Origin of the sequence: Candidatus Acididesulfobacter guangdongensis (assembly GCA_004195045.1) — a bacterium.
GTDB lineage: Bacteria > SZUA-79 > SZUA-79 > Acidulodesulfobacterales > Acidulodesulfobacteraceae > Acididesulfobacter > Acididesulfobacter guangdongensis.
In genome coordinates this window covers 15,690-29,451 of the sequence record SGBC01000003.1, presented here as the reverse complement: position 1 = coordinate 29,451, position 13,762 = coordinate 15,690, and the positions used below count along the sequence as shown (strand labels likewise).

General features: G+C 33.4%; 11 protein-coding genes and 1 pseudogene. 4 read left to right on the top strand and 8 right to left on the bottom strand.

Annotation, left to right across the window (positions count from 1 at the left end):
- Positions 1-179 precede the first annotated feature (179 nt).
- From EVJ46_06565 to EVJ46_06545, 5 genes and pseudogenes are all read right to left on the bottom strand, one after another.
- A pseudogene (locus EVJ46_06565) lies at positions 180-899 on the bottom strand (DUF1925 domain-containing protein).
- Between the two features lie 624 nt (positions 900-1,523).
- The gene (locus EVJ46_06560) at positions 1,524-3,320 is read right to left on the bottom strand and encodes a hypothetical protein (protein RZD15857.1); all 1,797 of its coding nucleotides are present in this window, start codon (positions 3,318-3,320) and stop codon (positions 1,524-1,526) included.
- Between the two features lie 264 nt (positions 3,321-3,584).
- A complete protein-coding gene (locus EVJ46_06555; GenBank protein RZD15856.1) occupies positions 3,585-5,225 on the bottom strand; it encodes a DUF1957 domain-containing protein in 1,641 nt (546 codons plus the stop codon).
- Between the two features lie 163 nt (positions 5,226-5,388).
- Positions 5,389-6,768, bottom strand: coding sequence for a hypothetical protein (locus EVJ46_06550; GenBank protein RZD15855.1), 1,380 nt, complete (start codon positions 6,766-6,768; stop codon positions 5,389-5,391).
- Positions 6,769-7,048: 280 nt separating this feature from the next.
- Entirely contained in the window at positions 7,049-7,945 is an 897-nt protein-coding gene (locus tag EVJ46_06545) for a DUF3365 domain-containing protein (GenBank protein ID RZD15854.1), read from the bottom strand.
- Positions 7,946-8,456: 511 nt separating this feature from the next.
- Between EVJ46_06545 and EVJ46_06540 the strand changes: the two genes are divergently transcribed.
- The 3 genes from EVJ46_06540 to EVJ46_06530 all read left to right on the top strand — a co-directional run bounded on the left by EVJ46_06540 (position 8,457) and on the right by EVJ46_06530 (position 9,898).
- Positions 8,457-8,915 (top strand): FxsA family protein, encoded by a 459-nt coding sequence (locus tag EVJ46_06540; GenBank protein RZD15853.1) that lies wholly within the window; start codon positions 8,457-8,459, stop codon positions 8,913-8,915.
- 203 nt (positions 8,916-9,118) lie between these two features.
- On the top strand, positions 9,119-9,475 hold the full coding sequence (locus tag EVJ46_06535) for an aspartate 1-decarboxylase (protein RZD15852.1): 357 nt from the start codon (positions 9,119-9,121) through the stop codon (positions 9,473-9,475).
- A gap of 132 nt (positions 9,476-9,607) precedes the next feature.
- Entirely contained in the window at positions 9,608-9,898 is a 291-nt protein-coding gene (locus EVJ46_06530; GenBank protein ID RZD15851.1) for a hypothetical protein, read from the top strand.
- Positions 9,899-10,164: 266 nt separating this feature from the next.
- On the opposite strand, the gene EVJ46_06525 is transcribed toward EVJ46_06530, so the two are convergent.
- A complete protein-coding gene (locus EVJ46_06525; GenBank protein RZD15850.1) occupies positions 10,165-10,596 on the bottom strand; it encodes a hypothetical protein in 432 nt (143 codons plus the stop codon).
- A gap of 643 nt (positions 10,597-11,239) precedes the next feature.
- Here EVJ46_06525 and EVJ46_06520 point away from each other — a divergent pair.
- Positions 11,240-12,175 carry an efflux RND transporter permease subunit gene (locus EVJ46_06520; protein ID RZD15849.1) on the top strand — a complete coding sequence of 312 codons (936 nt, stop codon included), beginning with the start codon at positions 11,240-11,242 and terminating at the stop codon, positions 12,173-12,175.
- Between the two features lie 245 nt (positions 12,176-12,420).
- Here the strand turns inward: EVJ46_06520 and EVJ46_06515 are convergent, their stop codons facing one another.
- Together EVJ46_06515 and EVJ46_06510 are read right to left on the bottom strand one after the other, a co-directional pair.
- Positions 12,421-12,927 (bottom strand): rubrerythrin family protein, encoded by a 507-nt coding sequence (locus EVJ46_06515; protein RZD15848.1) that lies wholly within the window; start codon positions 12,925-12,927, stop codon positions 12,421-12,423.
- 116 nt (positions 12,928-13,043) lie between these two features.
- Positions 13,044-13,562, bottom strand: a complete 519-nt coding sequence (locus EVJ46_06510) for a hypothetical protein (protein RZD15847.1) — start codon at positions 13,560-13,562, stop codon at positions 13,044-13,046.
- Positions 13,563-13,762: the final 200 nt, after the last annotated feature.

Here is a 13,762-nt window from a genome sequence, read left to right as displayed (position 1 = left end):
ATTTTATTTTTATTATCAGTATTGTTGTTGCTGTTGCTACTACGATTGTTATTGCTATTGCTGCTGTTATTGTCATTATAATTTTTATCGTCATTACCGATATAGTTATTATGAGTAAAATTATTATAGTTATCACCATGCGTCGGCATTAATTTATCGACTATTAAATCATAATACACTGAGGCTTTAATCAATGAATTTTGTATAGCTCTTCTTAAGTGGGGCAAATAAATTCCGCCAAAGACACCGTGCCAGTAAGCATCATTTGCCTGAGATTTAAATAATTCTATTTTTAAATTCTTATAATCTGAAAGGTCCTGTATTTCTGGAAATTTTATTTTTAAGCTATTAACTTTACTGCTTAAATAAAGCATTCTTTTATGCAGCAGATTGGATTCAGGATAATGAATAAAAAAATTGTGCCATATCCCCCCTGCTAATGCAGCGTCGGGATATTTTTCTTTTGTATAAATATATTTAAATCTTTTTTCTACAGGCAAAGTCCATTCACCCATTTCTCTATAGCTTGACATAGGCAGATATACGAGCTGTCTGGAAGAAGTTTCTCTGATAAGTTCAGAAGGAAGCTTCATTTTAATACCGCTTGACGGATTGTTTATATTAATCAAAAATTTATGCAGCCATCCGTTTTTATTACTGGAATTATCATTTGTATTGCCGTTTCCGCTGTTATTATTGTTGCCGCTGCCATCATTAGCATTCTTATTGCCGCCGTTGCCGTTACCATTGCTGTTTCCACCGCTATTTTTATCGCCGTTTCCATCGTTTCCATCATTGCTGTTATATTCGTGATGCTGTTCGGAATCTTCAAATTTCCTGCCGTAAACCCATTCGTATGTGTCCGGCCAGCCTCCCATTTTTTCGCCGTCGTCCACCATGACTGAAAGGTTAGAGAGCCTGCCGTTAATATGCAAAACTTCGTTAATCGATTCATCCGGTTCGGCAAAAGGAATCTTATATCTTAACCTTTCGTGAATTGGAAATAAATTAAGATATTTTCCATTATATTCGGTTAAAAAAATTTTATCTATATTATTTAAATCAACGCCTGATTGAAAAAATTGAAAATCATCTAAAAAAGCATAGTTCATACCGGCTTCATTAAGAGATTCAATGATATCCGGCTGCCAGATTCTTTCGGTAATCCATGCGCCTTTAGGATAAACGCCAAAATATTTTTTAATTGCTTTATTTAACATTTCAAGCTGTTTCATTCTGTCGCTTAGAGGAATGGACGCCAGTATCGGTTCATAATAGCCACCGCCTAGCATTTCAACCTTGTTATGAGCAGCGCCTTCTCTTATGAGCTTTATCAGTTCGGGGTCATTCTTAACAATCCATTCAAGCAGATAACCGGATATATGCAGACAAAATTTGCAGGAATCGTATCTTAAAAGGGTTCTTATAAGCGGACTGTAAGATTTGCTATGCACCTCTTTTAATACGGATTCAAAATTGCCCACAGGCTGATGACAGTGAAAACCTAATAAAAAATTTGTCAATTACGATTTCCCCCTCTTCATAATTCCTCCCATTTCTGCGATATTTATATTTGAAATAACTTTTGAAGTAACTAAAGTATCATCTAAAATAGCAGGCGGATTCTTATCCATCAGAATATAAACGCTTTTTAGATGCTGTCTGAAAACTTTTTCCATCATTGATTGGGACAGCAGCGGATTATCCTCGCCAAGCCACCAGAACCAGTCTGATCCTTCGCTCTTTGATATCTGTTCCTCAACTTTTTTAATTTTAGTTTCATTTTTTACGTGTTTTTTCCATTCCAAAAATTCTTGTTTTGCATTTGCAAGAAGCTTCCATGCACAATTTTTTTGCTTTTCTCCTACCCACATCTGCAAGTTTCCGTTAACCCATGAACCGGGGTAAATACTATCTAAAATTAGTGTTCCCTCCGCTTCAAAAGCGTCTTTTGCCGTAAGCATATTAATTTCGTTAGTTTGCGCAAACAATTCATATAAATCTTTCAAAAAATAGAATCCATTTTCAAAATAATATTCCCATGCATTTTCACCGTCCATAATTATTGAAACGACTGCATTTTTGTCAGCCATGTCTATTTCTTTGAGCCTGTTTACAAAATCGTTTGCGGCATCGTCGCCTCTCCATTTGGCATACGTAAAACCAATAATATCCGACAAGCCGGAATCTCTAAATACCATTTTCATGGATGAATTTTTCCATTTATAAATTTTATAAAGCGGGATTATATTGCGACCTTCCATCGAAACAGGTTTATGAACATCAACCCCTAGAGAATTGCTTAATACTTCTTCGCCGCTTGCGCAAAAATCAATTTTCTCTTCCGCAAATAAATTGAGCGTTTCAGCCGATACGGCACCTTCAGAAGGCCAAACTGCTTTTATATTAAAAAGTTTACCGTTCTTTCTATAATAATTATCAATTCTTTTTATATTTTCCTTTGCGCTCATTAATCCATCGGGATATGCGTTTAATTCGACCGATTCGTATTGTATTCCCGTGATTTGCGCAATGACGCTTCCCGCGTTAATATCGAGCAAAAGCGGCAATATCGGATGATAAAAAGGCGTGAAAGTAACTTCATATTCTCCCTTCTTTTTTTTAGAGAGATCGCTCAATATAGTTTTATCTATCAGCAGATGAGGATAATCGGGATGCGGCGGAGAGGTTTCTGCTCCTCTTATATAAGGCTGCCCGTATAAAGACAGTCCGTATTTCAGCCATTCGGATATCCTGTTTAATAAGAGCATTCTATCGTGATATGTATATCCGTATTCCTTATTTATCAGTTGTCTTATCACAGGGTCATATCTTTTAATCCACTCTCCGCACCATGCAAGATGAAACCACACCGTCAGATCAAAATAATATGAATCGTTCAAATAATGCAGCTTATAGTCGTCCAACGAAAGTTCAACTAACCTTTTGTACGGCTCAAATCTTTCGATCATCCTTTCTTTGTTTGCCCATTTATAATATTTTACCATCCACATTCGCCATTCATCCGTAAGTTTATCGATAGCTAAAGGCTTAAGAAATTTATCAGGCAGAAGATTTTCAATTTTTTGCGCGTTTTTTTCCCGTAAGGCTGACTCCAATTGGAAATTATAGTCCTGCCACTGGTCAATCAGCACCGGCGTTATATTTATATTTGCCTTAATACCCTCCACGGACATGATGTTTAGAGGCATATCTATATAATCTTTTATAGCATGAAGATAAACCCACGGGAGCATAAATTCATTATCATGAGTTCTGTAATCAGGCTGATGCATATGCCACCATAAAATTAGGTTCATTAATCAGTTAACACCGTCAGTTTAAACATATAATTATTACTTATAAATTTAAATCCGTACGCCTCCGTAATATTATATATATTATATATACCGCGTTATTTTATTGTTGTTATTGTATTATTATTGTGTATATTATTGTATTAATATTTGTTGTATTATTATTATATCTTTAATCCTGCAATAGCGAAAGAAAAAGGTGTCAGACACCTTTTCCCTAAATATATCTATTATAAATTAACAAACGTCTTTTTAACAAACATCTTTTTAACAAACATCTTTGCCATAAAGTTCTTTAGCGTTAATCCACGGAAATATATTGTCTTTATAGCATATATCATCAAACCATTGTTGGTCAAACGGCTCGGCTCCTATTGCCATAGATATGCATTTTCCTGCTCTTATCAAGTGCGCTTTAACACGCCTTTCCGAGTAGCTTACAGCCTGTCCGGTAGAAAGCAGAAACGGCCAGTCGCTGGATTCTGCCAGCATTAATTCTCTGGCAGCCTGATTAAGCGCTTCGCCGTAAATTACCTCATGATATCTGTTTTTGCATATATCTATTAATTCTATTGCCGCATCCGATAAAAATTGCTGGATTTCATCGTTTTTACCGTTTAGCCAGACTTCGCTATAACCTCCGCCTCCCCATGTAGAAGTGGCAGGTTGAGCAATCCATACCTGCTCTGCCGGGCTATAAAGAATACCATCTTTAGATTTTACTTTAGAAAGAGTTTCTTTAGATATATCTTCTGCAGATGCAGATTCTATATTGCCGTTGTTATTTAACTTTCTGAAAACAGATTCCAGCCACCACGGACCTTCAAACCACCAGTGTCCGAACAATTCGGCATCATACATAGAAACTATAACAGGCGGTTCACCTATGGCATTTTTTAAATAATTTCCCTGCAATACTCTGTTATATACGAACTGCTCGGCATGTTCCAAGGCTTTTCTCTTTGCGGCGCCGGGTCTATAGGCTTCTTTATAAGTTCCGGTTCCGGTAATGGCATAATATTTCAATCCGGTAAACGTCTTAATACTTCCATGCTTTAACGGAGTCAGATGGGGCAGATCAAGATCAAATCCGATATCTCTATAAAATTCTCTATAAATAGGGGTTCCAGGATACCCTTCTTTACTTGACCAGACCTGTCTTGAACTTTCAGGGTCTCTTCCGAAAGCTACAAGCCCAAAAGGCGTAACGACAGGCGAAAAACATCCGTTTGGCGGTTCAGGTGAAGCCATTTCTATTCCGTGCTGGTCTAAGAATGTATAAAATATTCCGTATCTGCTTAAAATAGCATCAAAACCTGCAGTATAGCCGCATTCCGGCAGCCATATCCCAGAAGGTTTAATTCCAAGCAATTTTTCGTGGGTTTCAACACCTACCTGTATTTGAGCAATTATAGTTTCCGGTTCGCCGACCATAAATAATAAAAAGCCGTGCGTTGCTGCAGAAGTTATTATTTTGACGTGACCAAGTTTGTTATGTTTTAGCAGCTGGTTTATTAAATACTGTCCGCCGCCATTATTCAGCTTGCTAGCCCAGTTCTTATATCTTTCCCTGTAAAATAATGTTACTGGATGAAAATCAGGGTCGGTCTGGGTTCTAAATGCTTCTTCGTCAAGAACCTTTACCCTCGCATCGACATAATTGAGCAGCCTCTCAGAAAGCAGCGGGTCAGCCATCATCGTTAAAAGAGTCGGCGTTAAAGAAATGGTCAGATTATAATCTATGCCGTCTCTCTCAAGATTGTCAAAGGCTTCCAATAACGGCAAATATGTTTCAGTTACGGCTTCAAAATACCATTCTTCTTCTAAATATTTAGGCATTTCAGGATGTCTTACGAAAGGAAGATGAAAATGTAAAACGGGTACCCACTTAGATTTTTCTGCAGTCATGATAATATCATCTCACTCCTCATATTATTTCTATTTATTTTATTATTTCGCCCTGTTATTCTTACATTAATTCTTACCTTGATTCTTATCTTAAATTCTTATCTTGATTCTTATCTTAAATTCTTATCTTAATTATCATCTTATTTTATTGCAAGGAGGACACTTATTTATTAATTCCGTAGAATCCGCCTCCTGACGATGTAAACGCTGTATTTTCTATATTATTCTGCTCAGGCAGATTTTCCGTTGCGCCTATAAGACATATTTTATTATTTAATGATTTTTTTAGAGAATATCTAACTGGGGAAGATTTAAACAGACACTCTGGAGGCCACACCGGAGTTCTTGCGATAAATATAAATTCATTTTTTTCGTCAACATAGCCTATTTCTGCCCACACTCTTGACAGTTCAATCTCTTCCGAAAGAATTATATATTTATCGCCGGCAACGGAATCCAGTGTCTCATACCACAGCATGTTTCCGTCTGCATATACCCTTAGCAGCGGTTTTAAATTATCGGCATCCGGTTTATCCCTAAGTCTCCATACCACCTTTCTTACCCTGGGCTTTTGAAAATACATTCTTATCCAGCTTGAATTATTAATTTCGACGGGAGTGCCTTCTTCAAGAACGGGCGCAGTATCTCTAGGACTTAGCGAACTCCAGCTTAGAGATATTAAGTCGATTTCGGAGTGAATATCCGTTAAAACTTTTAGTCCGGTATTTTCTGCAGCGGCGGTATTCGTTGTTTCTAACAATGTTTCAGGCTCTGATTTTTTCTTAAACTCTGTCTGCATATTTGCTTCGGGGGTTTTTATTGTTTTAGCCATTATTTCAGGTTCCGGCTTTGTCCTGGACATTGTCTGGAGTTTTGCGGAACTCTGCAGCTTTGCGGCAGATTTTAATTTTAATTCTGCACCATTTTTTGCGGTCTCTGTTTCGGCTTTTTCATCTTTTTTTGCATATTTTTCTTTATCTTTATCTTTATTTTTAGTATCTGTTTTTTTAGTATTTTCTTTAATATTTTCTTTAATATTTTCTTTAATATTTTTAAAAAAATTCTCTTCTATAAAATTATTCAGTTCTTTCACAAAATCTGATGCCAAATTACTTTTTACCGTTCTATGCGATATAAAATTGTAATTAAAAGTTTCTATTTCAAAATATTTTTCCTGCTTTTTTTCTTCATAAATTTCATTCAGCATATAGTTAAAAATATTCAAACCGTAATCATTTTCTATAAGTCTGCACAATTTGTCAAATTCGTCAAGCAGCGCATCGTCTTCCAATTCACGTATTTTTTCATTTTTTATTAGCAGAATACCGCCTAATGAGGGGTTGAATGTTTTGGCTATTTTCCTTCTATTATGAAGTTTACTGTCTTCATCTGCAGTAATATGAAGATTATTAAGCACAGATGAATATTTTTTTTTGTCTTTTAATTTAGAATATATATTCTTCTTTTTTTTAATACTGAAATTTTCAACAATTTTATCGTCGAAAATTAAAAAAACACCGTCATTTCTTTCGTAAATATCCATTTCTGCACCTTTTATAAGTAAGATTAAATATTAAAACAAATGGCAAAATTTAAATCTCAAGAATTAGGCAAGATAAAACTCTCAGACTATTAATTTAATTATGAAGAATAATTAAGAACAACTAACTAAAAGCAACTAAGAGCAACTAAGAGCAATTAAGGATAATCAAGAATATTCAAGAAAATAATTAAGAAGTTGCAATAAATTAATCTTCATCGCACAGTTAAATTATATCTTAAATAAAAAAATTTTCAATTCATTTAAGTAATAATTTTTGATTTTATTCTTTTCTATTTTTATCGGCCAACATTTCAACAGCTTTTATATAACTCTTTTTAAGCCTATTGAAGGATTTTGCAAGAGCTCCTATCTCATCATTGCTTTTCACGGTAAAATCTTCATTGGATTTTCCGGTAGATACGTCTTCAGCTAATTTAGTCATTTCATGAATCGGTTTAATAATAAATTTATTAATAAAAAATAAAGCTATTATAAGAGCAATGAAAGGCAATACAAAAATTGCGACTGCAATTAATATAGCGTTTTTTAATGCCGTTCTGTTAATATCTCTTGTCGGTATAATTACACTCAGAGCCCCTACAATATGACCTATTTTCCAGTGAAAACCGTGCGTACTGCCGTATTTAGCAACAATAGCTTTAGGTGCATCCTGCGGATTGCCGTGGCACAGCATGCAGCCGGATCTTACAACCACAGGTTCCATGACGTAAAAATAAGAATGTCCTTTGAAATCATGAAAACCGTTTATAGATTTGATAGACGGGTCTGCCTTGAACTTCTGTATAATCTCAGACTGAAATTTGTCTGCTTTGTTTTTCAAGTTTAAAGGATTTAATGTAGGTTCGGAGTAAACATAATCAGGCATAAATTTATTTAATATTTTAGCTATACCTAAAGATACAAATGTGGCAGACTCAGCCTGCATGACAAATTTAGGCGTTGCTCCCAGCACCGCCGGTCTAAGAGTTTGAGAAGTGTAATCCCTTGATGCTTTTTCTGAGTACAATATCATTTTCGCTTCATGCATCAATGTTTTTTCCTTAAAATGCTGTATAAAATAAAAAGCGCCAACCGCCACTGTTACGTTGGCTATAAATCCAACTATTACCATTATAAAAGTAAACTTTGATTTTAAAGACAAATTCTTAAAAAACATAATTTAATTTCTCCTTTTGAATTAAATCTTAAAAATTATTATATGGAATAAAATAACTGCCTAAAATAACCGGCAGATAATTCAAATAAATGAACAATAATGATAAATAGCAACTAACAGTTAATAAACGACAATAGACAATAAATAATAAACAATAAACGATAAACAACAAGCAATGAATAACAAGCAAGATAACAGCAGAAACGCATTGCAATATTAAGAGCACTGCAATACCGTTCGCCGCCTATTATTTAATTAAGTTATTATATATTACATATTAATCATACATTATTATATATTACATAATTATTATATTTTGTAAATAGCAAAATTTTAACAAATCTTGCAAATACGGATATATGCGGCATAGAGCAAAACAGTTCCTTAATCCTGCAATAGAAAGTTATCTTTTCTTAACCGAGCAAAGAAATGCATAAATATTTTCTATTACAGGACTAAGGCAGTTCCTTAAATTTGACTTAATAACAAAAAAAATATACAATTAATAATTATGGGAATTATTGCAAAGTTTTTTTTTATAGCCTTAATTTATATATTTGTTGAAGTATACATTTTTGTTGAAGTTGCTTTCAGAATAGGGTTCTTTTACGCTTTTTTGCTTTTAATAGGATTTAGCATTATAGGCTATATAATATCTAAAAAAATAAAAAGCAATTCGTTTCAGAACTCATTAATAGATTTCAGCAACGGTAAATCTCCATCAAAAAATTTATTGAAAACAGCATCTTTTTTTATAGCGGGGCTGTTGTTTTTAATGCCCGGTTTCTTGACGGATGCTTTGGCCGTATTATTTTTAATACCGTTTTTAAATTATTTTTTATTGTATCTTATATTTAAATATTTTAAGAATAAATTTAAGAATTCTTTTAGTTATTACGGACCGAATAATACTTATACCGAAGACGAGGAAACACTTAAAAAAAATTTTATTATATTCAGAAAGTTTTAAATCTTGTTCGTATTTCCGCTTAATTGTAAATATAATATAAATCTTATTAACATAAAAGCTATTAACAATTTCTTGCTTAAATATAAATACAATATAAATCTTATTAATATAAAAACTATTTGCAATAAATAATTAAAAATATCGCAGCGCTACGCATAACATACTCATAACATACAATATAAAATAAACAAAATAATATATAAATGCAGAGATTCCTTTTAAAATCAAAAATCCACAGGGTCAGAATTACCGATGCTAATCTTGAATATGAGGGTTCAATTTCAATAGACAAAGGATTAATGGACGAAGCTAATATACTGCCGTATGAAAAAGTAAGCGTATGGGACGTCAACAACGGCAGCAGATTTGACACATATGCCATTGTAGCTCCGAAAAATTCCGGTGACATTATAGTTAACGGGGCTGCGTCGAGACTTGTGCAGATTAACGATCTGATTATCATTGCTACATTCGCTTTATACAACGACGAAGAGGTTTCTGGATTTACACCAAAACTTGTTTACGTCACAGATAAAAATAAAATAATTAAAAAGTCTTGATTTTTCAGCTATTTTTTGTTTTATTAACACAATTGTATTAATATCCTATACATTAAACAGTTTCAAGTTGTTCCGGATTTTTTTATTAATACTATAGTTTTATTGATACCGCAATAGAATGAAAAAGATAGAATGAAAAAAATTGCCGTTATAATTTCAAACAGACAGGCAGAAGCTTTGAGGGTAGCTGCCGGACTAACTCTGCTGGACGATGCGGTAGATATTTTTTTATTAGATAACAGATTAAATACCGTTGCGGAGCCGCTGATATTTAAAAACATTCAAATGCTTAATATGATTGAATCAGTGGGATACTTTTACAATTTTAAAGACGATAGTTCTTTTTATAATAAGTTTATATTTTTAAGCAATACCATGATAGCAAAAAAACTGCTAGATTACGATTATATTATTAAATATTAATTCCATTCCACGTAAAAACAAAAACCCGATTTTTACCGGTTAAAGGAAAAGGTGTCAGATCTATTTTTTGCAAATATTTTCTTTGTTAATTGAGCTACTCCATATGCAAAAAAATAAAATCTGACACCTTTTCCATATATGTTGCTTAACCGAGCAAAGAAATGTATAAATATTTTCTATTGCAGGATTTATAAATATTTTCTATTGCAGGATTAAGGTTAAATATTAATTAGCTTAAATAAATTTGCCTGCGTATAGAGTTTAAGCTATAAGCTTTTTATAAGTTCGGATGCAATTTTATTGTCGTACAAACCATTGTAATTAGCTTTAAGCTCTTTCATTATAACGCTTATTTCTTTGCTGTTTTTTTCTTTTGAAATCCGTTCTATATGCGATTTGGTTTCTTCATTAGACCATGTTTTCGGAATATACGATAAGAGTATCTCTTTTTCTTTAGAGGGCTCCGATATATCTTTGTTGCCGGCTGTCAATATTTCGATAGACTGCTCAGTTTTTTTGATCCATGATTTTATTATTTTGATAATATCGTCATCGCTTACAGTGTCGCCGTGATTCTTCTCTTTTGTGAGTTTTAGCGCGTCGCTGAGGATCATAGTAAGTATATTCTTTTTTGTACTATCGTTATTTTTTCTGGCGATTAAAAAGTCTGATTTTATTTGTTCATTTAATGTCGTCATTATTCTATTCTCCTTTGCTGTTTGCTAATTCCAAACCGCGTTTATAACTTTTTAAGATTATCGGCATTATTAGGATTAGCGAAGATTATTAAGATTATTAATTAAGATACCAAAAAAGAAATAAAAATAAAGTATTCTCAACTTTAGAGTGTAAAAAATTGCTGCAATTTCATCTTGATTATAGTTAAATTTATTATTTTTAACTGCTAATTTTTTAATCTTTTTATTATTTTTCATATTAGCTAATAATAGTAAATTTTAACATATTTTTATGATTATTGTAATACGGAAGTTTAATTTTTAAAAAGCTGTCTTAATTTATTGGTTCATTATATATCCGGTATTTTAGTGGAGATAAGACATTAAACAGGTATCTTAATTTTCTTTTAAAAAACAAATTTTCGGTAATTCTGTTGTCTTTAATGATTATAGGCATCGGATGGATTTATATTAACAGCATGCCTCAAAGCATTTTTCCAGATGTAAATTTTCCTAGGATTTCTGTTTTGGTTCATAGCGACAGACTGCCTGTAAAATTTATGCTAGTTAAGGTAGCCGCTCCTCTGGAAGCGGCGGCTGAAGGGGAACCCGGCATTTTCAATATGTTAACTTCAAATCGCCTTCGGCAGGACCGGAAGTTACTATTGTTCCATCTGAGTTTGCCGCTGCTTACGGTTTATCGCCGCCGGTTATCGCAGATAAAATTAAAAGACTGCTATGGGGACAAAATGCCGGATTTATGCTTTATGGCGAACAGGTCTTACCTATTCGCGTATTTCTTAAAAAGAAATCAGTCACGTTATCAGATTTAAAAAAGTGGCCTTTTACTCTAAGAAATGGAACACACACCAGATTAAACTATATTTCTAATATAAAAATTAAAAAAGCGGTTCCTTTTGTAACGCGTCAGGATATGGCTCCTTATGCCTACATTTTTATTCAGCCTGTTAAAGGGGAAGGTCTTGCAGAAGGCGCGGCTAAAGCCCGCTCCATTATAAGTTCTATGCATCTCCCGCCATCGGTTACCGCTGTTATGGGAGGCTATTACCGTACTCAGGTAAAGAGTTTTAAACAGATGGCTATAATGCTTGTGTTTGCGCTTTTCCTTATGTTTGTTTTTTTTGGTTTTCAGTTTGCAAGCCAGCGTGCTGCAATTGCATCAATGACAGCAATTGCGCTTTCGGCGGCAGGCGCGCTTGCCGCTTTGTTAATTGCAGGTATAGAACTTGACAGCACTGCATTTATGGGTATTCTTTTAGTTTTTGCTATTTCTACAAATAATGCAATTCTTATTTTCGCAAGGTCAAGGCAAATTAGCGGCGCAGCCGCGTCGTCTCCAGGCCCTTCATCTGTTTTCCTTGCGGCTCGGGAGCGGCTTCGCCCGATATTAATGACTATGCTTGCGGATATTTTTGGTTTTTTACCTTTAGCAATAGGCATTGGAAGGGGCACAGATCTTCTCAAACCCCTTTCCATTGCCGTTATGGGCGGACTGCTGATATCTGTTTTTATGTCGTTGTGGCTGGCTCCGGTTATATATAGCGGGCTATTTATTAATAAAATCAATAAACGAACCTGAATAATTCGCTTTATCTAATAAAGTAAAAGTAAAAGTTGAAGCTTCCTTTTATTTTATAAATGATTTTAGCAGGTTTTAAATATTGTTCGCTTTAATTATTAATTTAATTTAATTTAACTTAATTTAATTTTATTTAACTTTTAAATTTTCACCAATTTTATCTTAACTAATTAAACTGATTAAAATAATTAAACTATACAATTACAGTTAACTTATACAATTATGGTTAACTTATACAATTACAGTTAAAATTTTATATATTTATCCTTTGGACTTCCGCATATAGGGCACTTATCAGGCGCTTCATCGCCTAAATGCGTATGACCGCATACAGGACAAATAAAAATATGCTGGTCCGTAAAATCTTTATCCTGTTTATTTAATTCTATCGCCTTACTGTAAATGTCCCTGTGTATTTTTTCAGTCTCTAAGGCAAAATGAGTTGAAATTTCAGCCTGTTTTTCATTTTGGAATTTAGCTGTATTGTTAAATACTGGATACATTTCTTCTACTTCATAATCTTCGCCGTTATACGCGTTTACGAGATTTTCATCTGATTTTTTAATATTACCCAGAGCTCTGAAATGATTTTTTGCGTGAATAAATTCAGCATGCGCTATGGCTCTTAATAATCTGGCAAGATTAGGCTTATTTTCTTTTTCCGCAACTTCTGCAAATATTAAATATTTTATGTGGGCTTGCGATTCCCCTGCAAAAGCGGATTTTAAATCGTCTTCAGTCATTTTTCTCATTGATTCGGCTCCTTTTTTTAAAATTATATAATCTTTTTTGCTATTCGGACATTAAAAATTTCTGTTCACAAATTTATTTTATTTTTTATTAATTTTTAGGGTTATTGTGTTTTTAATTAGAATTTCATCATCGCCTCTAATTTTATCCCGTTTAACACATATATATAAACCGCATTGCCGTTATAGGCCTGCGCCTTCCCTATAACTCTGTATCCGTAATAATTAGCGGCAGCCTTGCCGTATTGTCTTGCCTCCGCTATTACGTTATTTATAACAGATTTTATTCCGTTTGGCAAGTTATTCCAACCTGCCGGATTGGTATTTTTGACTTCGGAGATATTACCGCTGCAAATCTTATAATTTTCAATAGCCCAGTATGCAGGCTTGGGAAAGCCCTGCGTTTGTCTTATTATGCTTATCAGCTTACAACCGGACATAGTCGTTGTTATCGGTATTGCATTATAGGTATAGGCTCCGTAAGTGTAAATATATGGAGCGTTTGAGTTATAAACCCGCATGGCTAATTTGTTAAAGTTAGAATCGGATTTATTGTAAGGGATGTTGAAAATGCCGAAAGAAAAAGCTCGCGTTGAAAATATAAATATAAAAATAAAAGCTAATAATAATTTTTTCACAATTAGTATTCCTCTATCTTTTATTTTATTATTTTTCGTTTATTTCGCTTAAAATTATAAGAAACCCATAAATTAAGACAGCTTTTTTAAAATTGAACTTCCGCATTACAATAATTACAAAAATCTGTTAAAATTTTTTCTTATTAGCTAATAAGAAAAATAATGAAAAAAGATTAAAAAATTAGCAAATTAAAAATAAT

Bases quoted from the DNA above. Each gene is read 5' to 3' on its own strand.
- EVJ46_06560 (RZD15857.1), bottom strand. From the start codon at position 3,320: ATGAACCTAATTTTATGGTGGCATATGCATCAGCCTGATTACAGAACT.
- EVJ46_06550 (RZD15855.1), bottom strand. From the start codon at position 6,768: ATGGATATTTACGAAAGAAATGACGGTGTTTTTTTAATTTTCGACGAT.
- EVJ46_06525 (RZD15850.1), bottom strand. From the start codon at position 10,596: ATGACGACATTAAATGAACAAATAAAATCAGACTTTTTAATCGCCAGA.
- EVJ46_06515 (RZD15848.1), bottom strand. From the start codon at position 12,927: ATGAGAAAAATGACTGAAGACGATTTAAAATCCGCTTTTGCAGGGGAA.
- EVJ46_06555 (RZD15856.1), bottom strand. From the start codon at position 5,225: ATGACTGCAGAAAAATCTAAGTGGGTACCCGTTTTACATTTTCATCTT.
- EVJ46_06545 (RZD15854.1), bottom strand. From the start codon at position 7,945: ATGTTTTTTAAGAATTTGTCTTTAAAATCAAAGTTTACTTTTATAATG.
- EVJ46_06530 (RZD15851.1), top strand. From the start codon at position 9,608: ATGAAAAAAATTGCCGTTATAATTTCAAACAGACAGGCAGAAGCTTTG.
- EVJ46_06540 (RZD15853.1), top strand. From the start codon at position 8,457: ATGGGAATTATTGCAAAGTTTTTTTTTATAGCCTTAATTTATATATTT.
- EVJ46_06535 (RZD15852.1), top strand. From the start codon at position 9,119: ATGCAGAGATTCCTTTTAAAATCAAAAATCCACAGGGTCAGAATTACC.